The organism is Mesorhizobium sp. M0491 (assembly GCF_040321265.1).
In the GTDB taxonomy this organism is placed as follows: domain Bacteria; phylum Pseudomonadota; class Alphaproteobacteria; order Rhizobiales; family Rhizobiaceae; genus Mesorhizobium.
This window is the reverse complement of record NZ_JAMYRE010000012.1, coordinates 1-17,225: the sequence shown is the minus strand read 5'-3', so window position 1 is coordinate 17,225 and position 17,225 is coordinate 1. Positions and strand designations below refer to the sequence as shown.

The following is a 17,225-nucleotide window of genomic DNA, read 5'->3' as shown; positions in this document are numbered from 1 at the left end:
GGGGCGCGCGCAAACGCTATTCGAAATCCTCGGAATGGCTGACCGTAACGCCGTACTCCGCAGCCGAGTCGAGCATCGTATGCCAAAGGCTTTCGGCAAAGGTCGCGAACACCAGGAGGTTGAACACCGCCAGGCCATCCGGCCGATCATTCCCGCGCCAGAGCGTGACGCTGGTGTGGTCCATCGACGTCGCAGCAGCGGCACCAATCGGAAACGAGGCGGCATGCAGGTCGATCGACGACAGCTTGGCGAGCATGGCGCGCGCCTGGATTCCGGAAACGCTGATCAACGCGCGTGCATGCGACTGGTCCGATAGCGAAGCGGGACCGGTGAATGCCGGCGCCAGCGTCCACATCGTGTGCTTGCCACTTTTCGACAGGATCAAGAACTGATCCGGCCCCGACCAGATCAGCGTGGCATCCGGAGTTTGTACCGCCTTCGGCGCATCCGGTGCCGCGATGCCGAAGCGGGTCCTAGTCGCCTTTGCCAGTTCGGCTCCTTTGCCGCGCCGCGCCATCACCTGGATCGGATCAAAATTGCGAACCTCGGTCAGCGAGACGCCAGCCTCGATACCGCGTGCACCATGCGCACCGGTGACAAGCGCTTTTTCAAGCGGACTGCGGGGAGTCCAGGAAAAATCAACCACGCTGACGCCCTCCATCCGGATCGTAGAAGACGGGATTGCAGAGTTCGACATCGTAGTCTTCGCCGCGCAATGGATCATGCGCGTGGACGATCTCGCCGATGCGCTCGCGGCCGCGTTCGACAAGCGCGAGCCCGATCCACTGATCCAACGTCGGCGAGAAGCAGACCGAGGTGACATAGCCCTGGTCGTTGCCGGGGCCGGGCGTCTGACCCTTCGGGATGATGTGCGCGCCAGAGCGCAAGCGGCGGCCCTTGTCGGTCGGCTTGATGCCGACCACGACCTGGCGATCCGGGGCGATCAGTGCCTCGCGTCCGGCCATCACGCGGCCGATGAAATCCTTCTTGGTCGACATCATTTTGCCGACGCCAAGATCGGCGGCTGTCGTCGTGCCGCTCAGTTCCGGTCCGGCGACGTGACCCTTTTCAACGCGCATGACACCGAGCGCCTCGGTGCCGTAAGGCGTCACGCCGAATGGCGCTCCGGCCAGCATCAAATTGCGCGCCATGGCATCGCCAAAGCGCGCCGGCACCGAAATCTCGAAAGCCATCTCGCCTGAGAACGAGATGCGGAACAGCCTTGCCCTCAGGCCCCCGCGAAGTGCTACTTCGCGCGCGCCCATGAATGGAAAGCCTTCGTTGGAAAGGTCCTCGGTCGGATCGACGATTTCCCTCAGCAGGTCGCGTGTCTTCGGCCCGGCGATCGAGAATTGCGCCCACTGGTCGGAGACGGAAGTGAGCTGCACGTCGAGCTCCGGGAACAGCACCTGGCGGCAGAATTCGAGATGCTGCATCACCAGCCCGGCCTTGGCCGTGGTGGTGGTCAGGAAATAATGGTCCTCGGCCAGCCGCGACGTCGTGCCGTCGTCATAGACGATGCCGTCCTCGCGCAGCATCAGCCCATAGCGCGCCTTGCCAACTGCGAGGCTGGAGAAGGTGTTGATGTAGACGCGATCCAGGAAGGCGCCGGCATCGGGGCCGTGCACGTCGATCTTGCCGAGCGTCGAGACATCGCAGAAGCCGACGCCACCGCGCACCGCCTTGACCTCGCGGGTCACCGATTCCAGCCAGTCCTTCTCGCCCGCGCGGGGGTACCACTGTGCCCGCTTCCACAGGCCGGTGTCGACGAAGACAGCACCTTGTTCCACGGCCCAGTGGTGCGACGGCGTCAGCCGCGTCGCATGGAACGTCTCGTCGCGGTGATGGCCGGCGAAGGCGCCGATGGCGACCGGCACGTAAGGCGGCCGGTAGATCGTCGTGCCGGTCTCGGGGATCGAACGGCCGCTGACCGCGGCCATGATGGCAAGGCCGGCGACATTAGAGGTCTTGCCCTGGTCGGTGGCCATGCCGAGCGTCGTGTAGCGCTTCAGGTGTTCGACGGATTCAAAGCCTTCGCGTTGCGCCAGTTCGATGTCAGAGGCGGTGACGTCGTGCTGGTAATCGACAAAAGCCTTGCCCTTGCCGGCGACGTGCCAGAGCGGCGTCAGCGAGAATGCCTCGTCGTCGGCGGAAGGCGCGGTACCCACTGTGCCGCCATGTCCCGTGTCACGCGCCGCTGCCGCGCCGGCGGCAAATCCCTGGCTCAGGCAGGCGCCGAGCCCGAAATCGCCATTGGCGGCGCCGGCGGCGACCATGCCGGAGGGCGCGCCGTCGGGCACGAAGGCGGCAATGTCGTCACGCCATTTCGGCCGGCCGCGATGATAGGAGGTCAGCCCAACCGCCGGGTTCCAGCCGCCCGAGACGGCGAGCCCGTCGGCTTCGACTTCGGCGCGCGCGCCGCCGGTCAGCGACACCGCGATTTTCCTGACCCCATCCTTGCCGCCATCGACGCCACTGACGGAACCGTGCAGCACCGGGAAGCCGCCCTTGGAGGCCAGCGAACGATGCGCCGGCGATACTTCGGACCGTGCATCGATGACCGCCGCGATCTGCAGACCGGCACCGAGTGCCGTCTCGACAGTGCGCCAGCCATCCTCATTGTTGGTGAACAGCGCGAGGCGCTTCGCCGGTGTCGCCGCATAGCGCGCGACATAGGTGCGCATGGCGGACGCCATCATCACACCGGGCGTGTCGTTGCCGGCAAACACGATCGGCCGTTCGATGGCGCCGGCCGCGACAACGCAACGCTTGGCCACGATCCGCCACAGCCGCTGGCGCACCTGATGCTGAGGCGGCGAGGGCAGGTGGTCGTTGACCCGCTCGATCGCGCCATAGGTACCGCCATCGTAGACGCCGAATAGTGCCGTGCGGGTCATGATGCGGACATCCGGCATATCAGCCAGTTCAGTCAGCGTCCGCGACAGCCATTCGGCTGCCGGCACACCATCGATCGTGCCGCCATCCGACAGCAGGCGGCCGCCGGGGACAAAATCCTCTTCGCACAGGATGACGCGGGCACCAGCGCGGCCGGCTGCCAATGCCGCGGCCAGACCGGCCGGGCCGGAGCCGGCGATCAGCACATCGCAATGCGCCCATGCCTTGTCGTAGTGGTCCGGATCGGCGACGCCTGCGGCGCGGCCAAGGCCGGCGGCGCGACGGATCGCCGGCTCGTAGATCGCTTCCCAGAATTTCGCCGGCCACATGAAGGTCTTGTAGTAGAAGCCGGCAACGAAGATCGGCGCGAACAGCTGGTTCACCGACATCACATCGTGGCGCAGCGATGGCCAGCGGTTCTGGCTGGCGGCTTCCAGCCCTTCATAGAGTTCGGCTGTCGTCGCCTTGGTGTTCGGCTCGCGCCGTGCGCCGGTGCGCAGCTCGACCAGCGCGTTGGGTTCTTCCGAACCGGCGGTGAGAATGCCGCGCGGGCGATGGTATTTGAACGAGCGGCCGACCAGCTTGACGCCATTGGCGATCAGCGCCGAGGCGAGCGTATCGCCCTGGAAGCCGGAGAAAGCCTTGCCGTCGAAACGGAAGTTCAGCGGCGCCGAGCGGTCGATGAGACCGCGATTGCCGAGCCGGTGTGTCTGCGCGCCGGCCATCACGCACCGACTTTCGCGGCGCCGGCACCCGCCGCCGGTTCGACCGACGAAATCTCGTGCGTCAGCGAGTTGCGGGTGACCTTCAGCCAGGCCCGGCAGCCGCCGCCATGGTACCAGTGTTCGCTGGTCTGTCCGGCGACATTGTCGCGCAGATAGACATAGTCGAAGACCTCGTCTTCCGAGGCGCCGGCTTCGGGCCGCACAGGCTTGGCGTCGCCGAGATAGGTGAACTCGCCGAGTTCGCGTTCGCCGCAGAAGGGACAGACAATGCGCATTTTCTTCTAAACCGCCTTCAATGCAGGTTCGGTTGGGCGCCCTGGCCCTTTTCGTCGATCATGGCGCCAGTCCGGAACCGGTCGAGGCGGAACCGTGCGGCCTCTTCGTGCGATTCATCGCGGGCCAGAAGGTGGGCAAAGACAAAGCCGGAGCCTGGTGTCGCCTTGAAGCCGCCATAGCACCAGCCGGCGTTGAGATAGAGCCCGTCGACCGGCGTCTTGTCGATGATCGGCGAACCGTCCATCGACATGTCCATAATGCCGCCCCACTGGCGCAGCAGACGCACGCGGCCGATCATCGGCATCAGCGCCATGCCGCCCTCGCAGACGTCCTCCATGACAGGCATGTTGCCGCGCTGGGCATAGGAATTGTAGCCGTCTATGTCGCCGCCGAACACCAGCCCGCCCTTGTCGGACTGGCTGACGTAGAAATGGCCGGCGCCGAAGGTCATGACACCAGGGATGAGCGGCTTGATCGCCTCGGAGACGAAGGCCTGCAGCACATGGCTTTCGATCGGCAGGCGCAGGCCGGCCATCGCCGCGACGCGCGATGAACTTCCGGCAACAGCCATACCGACCTTGCCGGCGCCGATCTTGCCGCGCGACGTCTCGACGCCGGTCACCTTGCCATTGGCGTCCCTGACGAAGCCGGTGACTTCGCAATTCTGGATGATGTCGACGCCGAGTTCGCTCGCCGCATGCGCATAGCCCCAGACAACAGCATCGTGCCGCGCCGTGCCGCCGCGTCGCTGCAACAGCCCGCCTTGCACGGGAAAGCGCGCATTGTCGAAGTTCAGGAACGGTATCATCTTCTTGACGGCAGCGAGGTCGAGCAGTTCGGCGTCGATGCCGTTGATGCGCATGGTGTTGCCGCGCCGCGCATAAGCGTCGCGTTGCGCGTCGGAGTGGTAGAGGTTGATGACGCCGCGCTGGCTGACCATTGCATTGTAGTTGAGGTCCTGCTCCATCCGCTCCCACAGCTTCATCGACAATTCGTAAAAGCCGGTATTGCCTGGCAGGCCGTAATTGGAGCGGATGATGGTGGTGTTGCGGCCGGCATTGCCGGAGCCGATCCAGCCTTTTTCGAGCACGGCAACATTCTTGATGCCGTACTCGCTGGCGAGAAACCAGGCGGTGGCAAGGCCATGGCCGCCACCGCCGATGATCACCACATCGTAGCGATCCTTCGGCGTGGCGTCGCGCCAGGTGCGTTGCCAGTTCTTGTGGCCGGAGAGGGCAGCACGGGCGAGCGAGAAGATCGAATATTTCATCAGTTCATTCCGAGGTCGCTCGCACCGCGCTGGTGGTCAGATATCCAGCGTGTGGTCGCGCTCCCATTGCGTGAAGTGCGAAGCATAGGAATTCCATTCCTGGTGCTTCAGCTTTAGGTAGGCCGACGAGAATTCCTCACCCAGCGCCGCCTTGAGCGATTTGTCCTTGTCGAACTCGCGCAGCGCGTCGAGCAGATTGAGCGGCAGTTTTGGCGCGCCCTTCACCGTGTGCCCATGCTGGTACATGTCGATGTCGTAGCGCTTGCCGGGATCTGCCTTCGAGCGGATGCCGTCGAGGCCGGCGGCGATGATAACCGCCTGCAGCAGATAAGGGTTGGCAGCACCATCCGGCAGCCGCAGTTCGAAGCGGCCGGGGCCGGGCACGCGCACCATGTGGGTGCGGTTGTTGCCGGTCCAGGTCACCGTGTTCGGCGCCCAGGTGGCGCCCGAAATGGTGCGCGGCGCATTGATGCGCTTGTAGGAATTGACCGTCGGGTTGGTGATCGCGGCAAGCGCGGAAGCATGCTTCATGATGCCGCCGAGGAAATTCCGGCCCTTGGCCGACAGGCCAAGCTCCATCGCATTGTCGGCGAAGACGTTGGTCTTGCCCGATTTGTCCCAGACCGAGATATGGGCATGGCAGCCATTGCCGGTCAGGCCCTGGAAGGGTTTGGGCATGAACGTCGCGCGCAGGCCGTGCTTCTCGGCGATCGACTTGACCATGAATTTGAAGAACGAGTGCTTGTCGGCGGTCGCCAGCGCGTCGTCGAAGGCCCAGTTCATCTCGAATTGGCCGTTGGCATCCTCGTGGTCGTTCTGGTAGGCGCCCCAGCCGAGCGCCAGCATGTGGTCGCAGATCTCGGCGATGACGTCGTAGCGGCGCATCACCGCTTGCTGGTCGTAGCAGGGCTTTGAGGCCGTGTCGTATTCGTCGGAAATCGTCTTGCCGTCCGGCGAGATCAGGAAGAACTCGGCCTCGACGCCGGTCTTGACGTGCATGCCGTCGCTGGCGGCTTCCGCGATCAGCCGATTCAGCGTGTTGCGCGGCGCCTGGTCGACCTCCTTGTCGTCCATGATGCAGTTGGCGGCGACCCAGGCGACCTCCGGCTTCCACGGCAGCTGGATCACCGAGTCCGGGTCCGGCACCGCCAGCATGTCGGGATGCGCCGGCGTCAGATCAAGCCAGGTGGCGAAACCGGCAAAGCCGGCGCCATCCTTCTGCATGTCGGCGATGGCTTGCGCCGGCACCAGCTTGGCACGCTGGCCACTGAACAGGTCAGTGTAGGAAATCATGAAATATTTGACGTTTTTCGCCCTTGCGAATTCAGCAAGATCAACTGTCACGGAAGTTCCCCATTTTTTTGTCGATTGTGGCCCCAGAGCGTGTGGGCTTCGGCCCTTCATTGATTAGAAGCCGTTCTTCCCCGGTATCCAGTTGGTGCCGGCCAGCGGTACGCCGGCCATGGCGGCTGCCTCGATCGTCAGCGCGACGAGGTCCTCGGGTTCCAGATTGTGCAGGCTGTTCTTGCCGCAGGCACGGGCGATGGTCTGCGCTTCCAGCGTCATCACCTTGAGGTAGTTCGCCAGCCGGCGTCCGGCGGCCACCGGGTCGACCCGCTTCATCAGTTCGGGGTCCTGCGTGGTGATGCCTGCGGGGTCGCGCCCCTCGTGCCAGTCGTCATAGGCGCCGGCCGTGGTGCCGAGCTCGTTATACTCCGCCTCCCAGCGGGGATCGTTGTCGCCGAGCGCGACAAGGGCGGCCGTGCCGATCGAGACCGCGTCGACGCCGAGCGCCAGCGCCTTGGCGACATCGGCGCCGTTGCGGATGCCGCCGGAGACGATCAGCTGCACCTTGCGGTGCATGCCGAGATCCTGCAGCGCCTGCACCGCCGGCCTGATGCAGGCAAGCGTCGGCATGCCGACATTTTCGATGAACACTTCCTGGGTGGCTGCGGTGCCGCCCTGCATGCCGTCGACGACGACGACATCGGCGCCGGCCTTCACCGCAAGCGCGGTATCGTAATAGGGCCGGGCACCGCCGACCTTGACGTAGATCGGCTTTTCCCAGTCTGTGATTTCGCGCAATTCGAGGATCTTGATCTCGAGATCGTCGGGACCCGTCCAGTCCGGATGGCGCGAGGCCGAGCGCTGGTCGATGCCCTTCGGCAGCGTGCGCATTTCGGCGACGCGGTCGGAAATCTTCTGGCCAAGCAGCATGCCGCCGCCACCCGGCTTGGCGCCCTGGCCGACGACGACTTCGATCGCATCGGCACGGCGCAGATCGCGCAGGTTCATGCCATAGCGCGACGGCAGGTATTGATAGACCAGCTGCTTGGAATGGCCGCGCTCTTCCTCGGTCATGCCGCCATCGCCGGTGGTGGTCGAGGTGCCCGACAGTGTGGCGCCGCGCCCGAGCGCTTCCTTGGCGGGCCCCGACAGCGAGCCGAAGCTCATGCCGGCGATGGTGATCGGGATCTTCAGCTCGATCGGCTTCTTGGCATGGCGTGAACCGAGCACGACTGATGTGTCGCAGCGCTCGCGGTAGCCTTCGAGCGGATAGCGCGAGATCGAGGCGCCGAGGAACAGGAGGTCGTCGAAATGCGGCAGCTTGCGCTTGGCGCCGGCGCCACGGATATCATAGATGCCGGTCGCCGCGGCGCGGCGGATCTCGGAAAGCGTGTAGTCGTCGAAGGTCGCGGATTTGCGCGGCGTCGTCGGCGGGTTGCGATAGGTCATGCTGCCTCAATACGCGTCGGCGTTGTCGATATTGAAATTGTAGAGGGTACGCGCCGAGCCGTAGCGCTTGAACTCCGCCGGCTTGACGCCGGTGACGCCGGCACGGTCGAGCAGGCCTTGCAGCAATTCCAGATGCTCGGCCCGCATCTCCTTGGCGATACAGTCGGCACCCAGGCTGTCGACCTTGCCGCGCACGAAGAGACGCGCCTCGTAGATGGAATCGCCCAGCGCGTCGCCGGCATCGCCCAGCACCACCAGATTGCCCGACTGCGCCATGAAGGCCGACATGTGGCCGATATTGCCGTGCACGACGATGTCGATGCCCTTCATCGAAATGCCGCAGCGCGACGACGCATTGCCTTCGATGACCAGCAGGCCGCCCTTGCCGGTGGCGCCGGCATACTGGCTGGCGTCGCCTTTGATGGTGATCGAGCCCGACATCATGTTCTCGCCGACGCCGGGACCCGCCGAGCCGTGCACGGTGATGGTGCTGCCGGAATTCATGCCGCCGCAATAATAGCCGACGCTGCCGCGCACATCGATGGCAACAGGCTGGTCGACGCCGACGGCGACCGAATGGCTGCCTTTCGGGTTCAGCACTTCCCATGCCGTTTCGTTCGAGCCGGGAGCCAGATTGTGCAGCGCCTGGTTGAGTTCACGCAGCGACAATTGGTCGAGATCGAAGACCCGAGGGTCGTGTGCTGCCGTCTTTGAAAGCGTGGTTGCCGGCATGAATTCAATGCTCCCAGAAATAGACGGTTGCGGGTTCGGGTTCCCAGACCCTCGCATTGTCTATGCCAGGCAGTTTGGTCAGCGCGCGATATTCCGAGCCGAAGGCGACATACTGGTCGGTTTCCGCCATCACGGCGGGCTTGCAGGCGATCGGGTCGCGCACCACGCCAAAACCGTTCTTGGTGCCGACGACAAAGGTGAAGAAGCCGTCGAGGTCGGAGAGCGTGCCTTCCAGCGCCTCACCGAGATTCTTGCCATGCGCCATCTGCGACGAGAGATAGGCGGCGGCCACTTCAGTGTCGTTCTCGGTTTCGAATTTCATGCCTTCGCGGATCAACTCGCGGCGGACATTGTTGTGGTTCGACAGCGAGCCATTGTGCACAAGGCACTGGTCGGCGCCGGTCGAGAACGGATGCGCGCCCATTGTCGTCACAGCCGATTCCGTCGCCATCCGGGTATGACCAATGCCATGCGTGCCGGTCATCTTGCGGACATCGAAGCGATCGACGACCGCCTCGGGCAGGCCGACTTCCTTGTAGATCTCGACAACGTCGCCGGCGCCCATGATGCGGATGTCGGGGCGCAGCGTCTGGATGGTTTCGCGCGCTTCATCGATCTTGGCGGGCGTGGTCCTGACGACCGCATGGGTGGATTTCACCGCGATCGTCACCGGCGTGCCGATGGCCTTGGCGAGCTCCGCCTCGAGGCCGCGGAAATCGCGGTCCGGCTTGGCCGACTGGATGGTGATCTTGGCCTCATTTTTGGAAGGCGCGCCATAGATGGCAATGCCGGCGCTGTCGGGACCGCGATCGCTGAGCGAGATCAGCATCTGCGACAGCATCGCGCCAAGCTGGGGCTCCAGCGACTTGTCCTTCAAAAACAGTCCGACAATTCCACACATGTCAGCCTCCGATGTTTGTAGCTAAGAGATCGTTTGTAGCTAAGAGACGATGTATCGAATGAGCTGCACTAATTCAATCATATGAAAAAAATATTCCTCTAGTTACCTATGCGGCTCAATGCCGCTCTGCGCACTGTCGCCGTCTCGCCGGGCAGTGTGAACCCATTTCGCGGTGCGGATGCGAGCGATCTTGTAGGCGTCGAGAATCGACAAGGCATAGATCAGGAAGCCGCCGGCGTGACGGCCGACAAAGCTGGCATCCGACGGTGCGATCTTGGCCGTCACCCATGCCAGGATCACCATGAAGAAAAGGAACTGCAGGCCGCGCACCGGCACGCCGAGAATGACATGCCCGCTTCCCGGCAACACGATTGCGGCGCCGAGAACCAGATAGGGGTTGGTGGGTGCAGTGGTGGGAATGGTCATGCGGCCTGCCGTTCGCTTTTGTTGATGGCGTCGCGAAGCGCCGACACCGACACCAGCAGTCTTTCGATCAGCGCGGGATCGAGTGTGGCGTCGCCGAATTCGGCCTGCCGAAAGACGCCATAACGCGCCCGTTCGGCTTCGGCCAGCAGCCACACGATGCGTACCCCTTTCGGGGTGATCAGCAGTTCCTTGGCGCGCCCTTCGGAAAAAATCCCGAGGTGGCCGGCGATGGTCTCCAGTGGGAAGTGGACGCCCCTGCGATCGGTCCGCAACACGGCCTCAGCCGGAAATGCTGAGCTCTTCGGCAGCGTGTGCTCGAGATGATCGAAATTGGAGAAGGTCGTCGGCGATCCCGGCCGCATCATCATGTCGAACGTCGCCGGCACCGCGACCTCTTCGGTGATCGAAACACTGAGCCAGCGCGCCGGCAGTTTTCGCGTCGCCAGCGTATCGACGATGGTGCGCACCTGGACACGTTTGCCGTTCCAGGATCCTTCCCAGGTGATGACGCCGGCGGTGCCATCCGAAACATTGGCAGCGTCGGCGATGACTGTGCGGATGCGGCCCTGCTCGACGGCGAGCGCCATCGACGCCCTGCTGTGGCTGGCACGCGCCTGCCAGGCAAGGTGGAGGACGACAGCCAGGACAATGGCCCCGGCCAGCAGTGCTGATGTCACCTCGGACATTTTCTCATGCCAGGCCCGCCCGGGATCCGGACGGGCCTACTCCCATCAATAACCCTGCGGCTTTGGCCACGGCATGGTGAATTGGTCGCCGCGCCGCACGAATTTGTAGCGATAGAAATGGAACCACAGCGAGATCAGGAAATAGAAGGCGACCATGGCGATCAGCTGCGAGCCGAAGCCGAGGAAGATGGCGAAGAAGGTCACCACGCACAGGCAAAACAGCACGATGGCCGGGATCGGGTGGAAGGGGTGCGTGTAGCCGCGCCGGATCGAGCCCAGCGGCCACTTCTTGCGGAACATGATGATGTTGATGCTCATGAAGGTATATTGCAGCACGCCCGACAGGATCGAGAAGGTGATCGCCTGGTTGAGGTCGGCGATGAAGGCGAAGGCCAGCGCGATCGGCAGCAGGAACAGGATCGAACGATAGGGCGTGCGATATCTCGGATGCACGGCCGAGAACCATGTCGGCAGATAGCGGTCGCGGCCGAGCGAGAACCAGGCGCGCGCCGCATCGTTGATGCAGCCATTGGCGGAGGCCATTGCAGCAAGCAGCGTGGCGACGAACAACAGGTTCTCGAGCAGCGGGCTGCCAGTCAGTTTGCCGGCGTCCCACAGCGGATAATAGGTGATGCCGAGATATTCCCATGGCATCATCGAGGCGCAGACATACCAGGTCATGGCGGCTGCGATCAAAAGCGTGATCATGCCGGCCATGGTGCCGTAAGGCAGCGAGCGGGCCGGCGAGCGCACTTCCTCGGCGGCCTGTGTGGTGCCCTCGATGCCGAGATAGTACCAGATGCCGAACTGGAAGGCGGCGATGACGCCGATCCAGCCATAGGGGAGCGCATTGCCGGGAGTGACCAACTCGTTCAGCTTCAGCACGGCGCCTTGCGTCCACGGGCTGACCGAAAAGAACAGGATGACAATCGAGATATAGGCGACTGCTGTGATGACGAAGTTGACGTTGAGCGTCATCAGCACGCCGCGATAGTTCAGCCACGCCAGCACGACGATGGTCGCGGCGATGAAGGAATTGTGGGTGAGCCCTTCGACGCCGGCCTTGGCGACGATGGTGTCGCCGAGCAGGATGGCGTCGGACACTTCGAGCATGGTGTAGGCAAAGACCAGGAACAGCGCGACGTTGAACGCCATCAGCGGTCCGACGATGTGCTTTGCCTGCGCATACTGGCCGCCGGCGGCGGCCACGGTCGATGTCACCTCGGAATCGATCATGGCGACCGAGGTGTAGAGCAATCCCACGACCCAGCAGACGATCAGCGCGGCCAGTGCGCCACCCTTGTCGGCCGAGAAATTCCAGCCGGTGAATTCGCCGACCAGGACGATGCCGACGCCGAGCGCCCAGACATGGGCCGGTCCGAGCACGCGCAGGAGTGAAACTCTGTCCCCTTGGGCAGCCGGGGCAGCCGGTTCAAGTGCGATCGTCATTGTTCAATCCTCACTCAGATCCGGTGTTTTTCGGAAGTGGCTTCCAGTTCGCCTTCGCGCGAGGAGGTCAGCACCTCTTCGGAGAAGGTCGTGTCGACCTTGAACCAGTCGTAGAGCATCCACAAAGCGAGCACGATCGAGATGCCCCAGCATGCGTAAGAGAGTGCCACCCACATGATCGTGTCCCCCGAATTAGATCGTCCTAAGAACTCTTACTTGTCGTCGAATTTTTCGTTGATGACGTCGCGGTATTCGCGGTCTGATGCACGAAACAGGAAGATGAAATAACCGATCAGCACCGCCGCCATGATGATCAGCGTCGGCCAGTCGATGACATAGTGGAAGCGGTTCTGGATGATGTCGTGCGCGGTCTCGGGCGTATAGCCGAGCTTTTCCCAGATAGACGCCATGGTCGGGTTCTGGCCTAGCGCTTCCCAGGTCTTGGCGTCGAGCGCGTCGATGGATTTCGCCGCGCCGGCGAGGCCCAGCTTGAGCGGTAGCCACAGTGCCACGAAAATGGCGACGACGACGACGGCGATGTCGAAAACCTGCCCGGCCTTGCTTTGCTCCGGCGGCGTGTAGCGGGACATCTCTTCTACCCCTCAGGACTTGCGGTTGCTGAACGCGTCGGCGTTCTTGATGTCGAGCCCGTAAATGAATTCCTTGTCTTCCTTGTAGTGCTTGACCATCGCCAGGATGGCCGCGGTGTTGAAGATCAGCACGGCGGCGGCGGCGATCGCGACGACGGCCTTGATGCCGCTGTGCGGGATGTAGGGCCATGTCATGAGGAGGACGAAGAGGATCGTCGCCCACAGGCAGACGATCAGGAGCGCGGCTCCGCGCAGGTCGGAACGGTACAGCGCTTCGATGCGCTGCTGCATGTCTGACATCGGTTTCTCCCCTTTTCCGCCGTCCGGTTCCGAATCTCCCGTCCGCCGTCCTCTTTCAGCAGAGTGAAATTTTTTTCATAAGTTCTGTCTGAATCCCGCAATTGTCAAGCGCGATTTACGCGGGGTTAACCGTTTGCTTGGCGCAACGGATTTTGCCTGAGAATGAAATTAATTGCTTATGGGTATTGCGGCGCCCGGAGGTTTGCGATCAATATTCGGCCAAAGCTCCCGCCGCTGCGCAGGGGGCAGGGAACAGCAGAGCATTATCGAAACGGAGGACGAGCGGATGACGGCATCCTGGAGATTTTCGACCCTGGCGGATCGCCATCGCGCGCTCGGTTCGAAGCTCGAAGACTGGAGCGGCATGGGAACCGCCTGGACCTACGACAAGGATGCCGACGAGGAGTACATCGCCATCCGCACCAAGGCTGGTCTGATGGATGTCTCCGGCCTCAAGAAAGTCCATATCACCGGGCCGCATGCCTCACACCTGATCGACCTGGCGACGACGCGCGATGTCGAAAAGATCTATCCCGGCAAGTCGGCCTATGCCTGCATGCTGAACGAGGCGGGGAAATTCACCGACGATTGCATCCTCTACCGCACCGGCCCCAATGCATGGATGGTCGTGCATGGTTCGGGCACCGGCCATGAGGAGTTGCAGCGTGCTTCGGTAGGACGCGACGTCTCGCTGCGCTTCGACGACAATCTGCACGATCTGTCGCTGCAGGGTCCGACAGCGGTCGACTATCTGGCCAAGCACGTGCCGGGTATTCGCGACCTCAACTATTTCCATCACATGCAGACGCAGCTGTTCGGTCTTCCGGTGATGATCTCGCGCACCGGCTATACCGGCGAGCGCGGCTACGAGATCTTCTGCCGCGGCCAGGATGCCGGCACGATCTGGGACAGGATCCTCGACGAGGGCAAGAGCGCCGGCATCATTCCGTGCCGCTTCACCACGCTCGACATGCTGCGCGTCGAAAGTTATCTGCTCTTCTACCCCTATGACAACTCCCAAAAATATCCGTTTGAGAACGAAGGCCCAGGCGACACGCTTTGGGAACTCGGCCTCGACTTCACCGTCAGCCCTGGCAAGACCGGCTTTCGCGGTGCCGAGGAGCACTATCGTCTGAAGGGCAAGGAGCGCTTCAAGATCTATGGCGTCCTGCTCGACGGTAAGGAGCCGGCCGATGAAGGCGCGCCGGTCTATCGCGACGGCAAAAAGGTCGGCGTGGTGACCTGCGCCATGTATTCGCCGCTGGTCGAGAAATCGATGGGCATCGCCCGACTCGACGTCGACTGCGCGGTCAAGGACACCAAGCTCGAAATCCGCAACAAGAGCGGTGCCATCAAGGCGACGGCGCAGCCACTGCCATTCGACGATCCCAAGAAGACCAAGCGCACCGCGAAAGGTTGAGGCATAGTCAACGGCGAGGGGTTCGAGGCACGAAGGCATAAATGGCAGCCAAAAGCATCATCAGCCGGCCGGTTTACGGAACTTTGTCTCCGCAACCCGGCAAGCATCATCTTTTCATCGCGGACGCGGAAGGGGCGCTGGCAATAGCGGAGATGGCCGGGAGGGCGCCCCCCAGGTTTTTCGACGACGCCGAAGTCGTCTTCATTCCTGGGCCGGACGGCAAACACACCGTCGCGCTCGAAGCGTTGAAGCTGGCACAGTTCCACCAGGCGCCGTCCTTTGCCAGCCTGTTGCCACGGCTCCGGCAGACACTGGCCAACGCGCATATGGGCCTGCGCCTCTATCTCTCGGGCACCGAGGGCCTGATCGGCCAGGCGATGCAGGTGGCGCTTGAAGCCGGCATCGACCACACCTCGATCCAGACCGAGCACCGCGGCTCGCTGGCGCGGCGCATGCAATGCGTCCACTGCAAGGGCATCACCGAGAATGTCACGACGCAGCCGGCGACCTGCGCGCATTGCGGCCTGCTGCTTCTGGTGCGCGACCATTATTCCAGGCGCATCGCAGCCTTCCAGGGCGTCTGCATCAATGCGGAAGATCGCAGCGAAATTCCTCCGATGGAGGAGATTTTCCGATGAGCACCGGCACCACTAAGCTAGACGTCGTTGTCAGCGATGTCGTCCCGGTCAACGACCTGGTCAGCCGCTTCCATTTCCGCCGGCGCGACGGCAACCTGTTGCCGACATTTTCCGGCGGCGCGCACGTTGTCGTTGAAATGCGCGATGGCGAACGGACCCGGCTCAATCCCTATTCGCTGATGGGCTCGCCACTCGATACGCGCGAATACACGATCTCGGTGCGCCGTGACGATGTCGGGCGCGGCGGCTCGCTGTTCATGCACCGGAGCGTCAAGCCCGGCATGGAGATGGTGGTCAGCTATCCGGTCAACCTGTTCTCGCTCGACCTGCGCGCCAAAAAGCATCTGATGCTGGCCGGCGGCATCGGCATCACGCCGTTCATGGCGCAGACCGCGCAGCTGGCGGCGGAGGGCGGCAATTTCGAACTGCATTACACCGTCCGCACCGCATCGCTCGGCACCTATGCGGATGTGCTGCGCGCGCGCTACGACCGCAGGGTCAGGCTCTATCATGATGACCTCGACGAGCGCATCGGACTCGACCGGTTGCTGTCGACGCAGCCGCTCGGCACGCATCTCTATGTCTGCGGCCCGGCCGGCATGATCAACTGGGTGCGCGATCGGGCTGCTGCCTTGGGCTGGCCGCCGGAGACCGTGCATTTCGAGCATTTCGCGGCACCCCAGCCCGGGCTGCCGTTCGACGTGACGCTTGCCGTCAGCGGCAAGGCGATCCGCGTCGACGAACAGCAGAGCCTCTTGGAAGCGATCGAGGCGGCCGGCGTCGATCCGCCTTACCTCTGCCGCGGCGGCGTCTGCGGCCAGTGCGAAACCAACGTCATCTCTTGCGACGGCAAGTTCATCCACAACGACCACTGGCTAAGCGAGGAAGAGCACCGTTCGGGCAAGAAGATCATGCCGTGCGTGTCGCGCTTCGAAGGCCGGTCGCTGGTCCTGGAACGGTAGGAGAAAATCATGGGCATTACCTTTCGCAAGGAAACGTTCCGCGACGACTTCACCTTCAAGAACAGCCCCGAGCACATAAGGCGGTTTCCGTTCCCGTTCCACGAAGACGCCTACATGTATGCGGTCAACATCGAGCCGCATGTCGTCGGACCCAGGGGCAGCGTGCTGGAAAACCTGATCGACGTCGACGAGCACTATGTCGCCGAGATGCAGGACCGCGCGCTGGTCCTGGCTGAGGATCCGCTGCGCTGCCAGTCGCTGCCGCACATGACGCTGGCCGGCTGGGACCTGCTCGAATTGCTAATGGAGCAGCAGGCGCTGGGCTATCCCGAGCATTTCACGCTGACCCGCGACGGCGATCGCTGGCGCTGGATCAACCGGCCGCTCGGTATCGACGACACCTTCACTTTCGGCGACACCTCGACGTTGCCTTACGGCCCGATGGAATACATCACCCGGCAGAGCCAGGGTGATTTCTGCATCCTCGACCAGCGCGACGGCAATCTGTGGATGGATGCCGGCATGGTCACCACCCAGGCCGACTGGTCGCTCGATTTCGACATCGGCATGAACTTCTTCGAATGGCATGCGCCGGTGCCGCTGGCGCATGAGAAGGGGATTTTCGTCAGGGCGCTGAAATTCCTCACCAACATCCAGCAGGGCAAGCCGGCGCGGCGCCTGAACTGGACGATGACCATCAACCCGCGCCTCGACACCAGCCCGGAGAATTACCACAAATGGGGGCCGGACCGGGCGACGGTGACGCCGGAGAATGTCGGCGACAAGGTGCATCTGCGTGTCGAGTTGCAGAGTTTCTGGCGCCTGCCGCGCTCCAACGGCATCGTCTTCCCGATCCGCTGCTATCTGATCAAGATGGACGAATTGGTGACGCAGCCGAAATGGGCACGGCGCCTGCACCGCGTCATCCGCGACCTGCCCGACGAACTCGCCAACTACAAGGGCCTGACGCGCTATCGTCCGGCGTTGGTCGAGTGGCTGTCGAAGCTGGATGATGGGAGTGCGACAAGTTCGGGCTTTGGGCCGGATTAGAGCCTGCTGGGAGAGAAAGAAAGGAGCCCGGCGGGACGGTTTCGCTCCCTTCCTCTACCCCGTCGATCGGGGGAGAGGTGGGGGGGGGAGCACCCCCCCGGGGGGGGGGGGCCGGGTCGGGGGGGTTGTGTTGGGGGGCCCCGCGCGGGGCGGTGTGGTGATGGAGGGG

18 protein-coding genes are annotated in these 17,225 nt (G+C 63.2%); 4 read left to right on the top strand and 14 right to left on the bottom strand.

The genetic code is table 11. From position 1 onward, the window contains the following. Positions 1-16 precede the first annotated feature (16 nt). The 14 genes from NKI69_RS16960 to NKI69_RS16895 form a co-directional block, all read right to left on the bottom strand. Complete coding sequence (locus tag NKI69_RS16960) at positions 17-646, bottom strand: sarcosine oxidase subunit gamma (protein ID WP_023808744.1); 630 nt, start codon at positions 644-646, stop codon at positions 17-19. Continuing rightward, the gene (locus tag NKI69_RS16955; protein ID WP_352722114.1) at positions 639-3,620 is read right to left on the bottom strand and encodes a sarcosine oxidase subunit alpha; all 2,982 of its coding nucleotides are present in this window, start codon (positions 3,618-3,620) and stop codon (positions 639-641) included. The genes NKI69_RS16960 and NKI69_RS16955 overlap by 8 nt, the downstream gene beginning before the upstream one ends. Then, a complete protein-coding gene (locus NKI69_RS16950; RefSeq protein ID WP_128302428.1) occupies positions 3,620-3,895 on the bottom strand; it encodes a sarcosine oxidase subunit delta in 276 nt (91 codons plus the stop codon). The genes NKI69_RS16955 and NKI69_RS16950 overlap by 1 nt, the downstream gene beginning before the upstream one ends. A gap of 17 nt (positions 3,896-3,912) precedes the next feature. Next, complete coding sequence (locus tag NKI69_RS16945; RefSeq protein ID WP_127270293.1) at positions 3,913-5,166, bottom strand: sarcosine oxidase subunit beta family protein; 1,254 nt, start codon at positions 5,164-5,166, stop codon at positions 3,913-3,915. A gap of 36 nt (positions 5,167-5,202) precedes the next feature. Then, positions 5,203-6,510 (bottom strand): type III glutamate--ammonia ligase, encoded by a 1,308-nt coding sequence (gene glnT, locus NKI69_RS16940; protein WP_023808741.1) that lies wholly within the window; start codon positions 6,508-6,510, stop codon positions 5,203-5,205. A 63-nt stretch (positions 6,511-6,573) separates the two neighbouring features. Further along, positions 6,574-7,902 (bottom strand): FMN-binding glutamate synthase family protein, encoded by a 1,329-nt coding sequence (locus tag NKI69_RS16935; RefSeq protein ID WP_023808740.1) that lies wholly within the window; start codon positions 7,900-7,902, stop codon positions 6,574-6,576. Between the two features lie 6 nt (positions 7,903-7,908). After that, positions 7,909-8,634 (bottom strand): GltB/FmdC/FwdC-like GXGXG domain-containing protein, encoded by a 726-nt coding sequence (locus NKI69_RS16930; protein ID WP_128302431.1) that lies wholly within the window; start codon positions 8,632-8,634, stop codon positions 7,909-7,911. A 4-nt stretch (positions 8,635-8,638) separates the two neighbouring features. Beyond that, positions 8,639-9,535 (bottom strand): class II glutamine amidotransferase, encoded by an 897-nt coding sequence (locus tag NKI69_RS16925; protein WP_023808738.1) that lies wholly within the window; start codon positions 9,533-9,535, stop codon positions 8,639-8,641. 102 nt (positions 9,536-9,637) lie between these two features. Next, entirely contained in the window at positions 9,638-9,961 is a 324-nt protein-coding gene (locus NKI69_RS16920) for a hypothetical protein (protein WP_023808737.1), read from the bottom strand. Continuing rightward, a complete protein-coding gene (locus NKI69_RS16915; RefSeq protein ID WP_023808736.1) occupies positions 9,958-10,647 on the bottom strand; it encodes a hypothetical protein in 690 nt (229 codons plus the stop codon). Before NKI69_RS16915 ends, NKI69_RS16920 begins: the two co-directional genes overlap by 4 nt. Positions 10,648-10,692: 45 nt before the next feature. Beyond that, positions 10,693-12,096, bottom strand: coding sequence for an APC family permease (locus NKI69_RS16910; protein WP_023808735.1), 1,404 nt, complete (start codon positions 12,094-12,096; stop codon positions 10,693-10,695). A 14-nt stretch (positions 12,097-12,110) separates the two neighbouring features. Then, complete coding sequence (locus NKI69_RS16905; RefSeq protein ID WP_013532900.1) at positions 12,111-12,272, bottom strand: hypothetical protein; 162 nt, start codon at positions 12,270-12,272, stop codon at positions 12,111-12,113. Between the two features lie 36 nt (positions 12,273-12,308). Beyond that, positions 12,309-12,686: a hypothetical protein gene (locus tag NKI69_RS16900; protein WP_023808734.1), complete on the bottom strand. Its 378-nt coding sequence runs from the start codon at positions 12,684-12,686 to the stop codon at positions 12,309-12,311. A gap of 12 nt (positions 12,687-12,698) precedes the next feature. After that, positions 12,699-12,986, bottom strand: coding sequence for a hypothetical protein (locus tag NKI69_RS16895; protein WP_023808733.1), 288 nt, complete (start codon positions 12,984-12,986; stop codon positions 12,699-12,701). 286 nt (positions 12,987-13,272) lie between these two features. Here NKI69_RS16895 and NKI69_RS16890 point away from each other — a divergent pair, with 286 nt between their 5' ends. From NKI69_RS16890 to NKI69_RS16875, 4 genes are read left to right on the top strand one after another with little or no spacing between them, the layout of a single operon-like run. Then, positions 13,273-14,406 carry an aminomethyl transferase family protein gene (locus NKI69_RS16890; protein WP_023808732.1) on the top strand — a complete coding sequence of 378 codons (1,134 nt, stop codon included), beginning with the start codon at positions 13,273-13,275 and terminating at the stop codon, positions 14,404-14,406. Between the two features lie 41 nt (positions 14,407-14,447). After that, on the top strand, positions 14,448-15,044 hold the full coding sequence (locus NKI69_RS16885) for a dimethylamine monooxygenase subunit DmmA family protein (protein ID WP_352722110.1): 597 nt from the start codon (positions 14,448-14,450) through the stop codon (positions 15,042-15,044). After that, positions 15,041-16,006 carry a PDR/VanB family oxidoreductase gene (locus NKI69_RS16880; RefSeq protein ID WP_023808730.1) on the top strand — a complete coding sequence of 322 codons (966 nt, stop codon included), beginning with the start codon at positions 15,041-15,043 and terminating at the stop codon, positions 16,004-16,006. The genes NKI69_RS16885 and NKI69_RS16880 overlap by 4 nt, the downstream gene beginning before the upstream one ends. A 9-nt stretch (positions 16,007-16,015) precedes the next feature. After that, the gene (locus NKI69_RS16875) at positions 16,016-17,056 is read left to right on the top strand and encodes a heme-dependent oxidative N-demethylase family protein (protein WP_023808729.1); all 1,041 of its coding nucleotides are present in this window, start codon (positions 16,016-16,018) and stop codon (positions 17,054-17,056) included. Positions 17,057-17,225 lie beyond the last annotated feature (169 nt).

Bases quoted from the DNA above. Each gene is read 5' to 3' on its own strand.
- NKI69_RS16875 (WP_023808729.1), top strand. From the start codon at position 16,016: ATGGGCATTACCTTTCGCAAGGAAACGTTCCGCGACGACTTCACCTTC.
- NKI69_RS16955 (WP_352722114.1), bottom strand. From the start codon at position 3,620: ATGGCCGGCGCGCAGACACACCGGCTCGGCAATCGCGGTCTCATCGAC.
- NKI69_RS16910 (WP_023808735.1), bottom strand. From the start codon at position 12,096: ATGACGATCGCACTTGAACCGGCTGCCCCGGCTGCCCAAGGGGACAGA.
- NKI69_RS16880 (WP_023808730.1), top strand. From the start codon at position 15,041: ATGAGCACCGGCACCACTAAGCTAGACGTCGTTGTCAGCGATGTCGTC.
- NKI69_RS16900 (WP_023808734.1), bottom strand. From the start codon at position 12,686: ATGTCCCGCTACACGCCGCCGGAGCAAAGCAAGGCCGGGCAGGTTTTC.
- NKI69_RS16930 (WP_128302431.1), bottom strand. From the start codon at position 8,634: ATGCCGGCAACCACGCTTTCAAAGACGGCAGCACACGACCCTCGGGTC.
- NKI69_RS16920 (WP_023808737.1), bottom strand. From the start codon at position 9,961: ATGACCATTCCCACCACTGCACCCACCAACCCCTATCTGGTTCTCGGC.
- NKI69_RS16925 (WP_023808738.1), bottom strand. From the start codon at position 9,535: ATGTGTGGAATTGTCGGACTGTTTTTGAAGGACAAGTCGCTGGAGCCC.
- NKI69_RS16895 (WP_023808733.1), bottom strand. From the start codon at position 12,986: ATGTCAGACATGCAGCAGCGCATCGAAGCGCTGTACCGTTCCGACCTG.
- NKI69_RS16935 (WP_023808740.1), bottom strand. From the start codon at position 7,902: ATGACCTATCGCAACCCGCCGACGACGCCGCGCAAATCCGCGACCTTC.
- NKI69_RS16905 (WP_013532900.1), bottom strand. From the start codon at position 12,272: ATGTGGGTGGCACTCTCTTACGCATGCTGGGGCATCTCGATCGTGCTC.
- NKI69_RS16950 (WP_128302428.1), bottom strand. From the start codon at position 3,895: ATGCGCATTGTCTGTCCCTTCTGCGGCGAACGCGAACTCGGCGAGTTC.
- NKI69_RS16890 (WP_023808732.1), top strand. From the start codon at position 13,273: ATGACGGCATCCTGGAGATTTTCGACCCTGGCGGATCGCCATCGCGCG.
- NKI69_RS16915 (WP_023808736.1), bottom strand. From the start codon at position 10,647: ATGTCCGAGGTGACATCAGCACTGCTGGCCGGGGCCATTGTCCTGGCT.
- NKI69_RS16885 (WP_352722110.1), top strand. From the start codon at position 14,448: ATGGCAGCCAAAAGCATCATCAGCCGGCCGGTTTACGGAACTTTGTCT.
- NKI69_RS16945 (WP_127270293.1), bottom strand. From the start codon at position 5,166: ATGAAATATTCGATCTTCTCGCTCGCCCGTGCTGCCCTCTCCGGCCAC.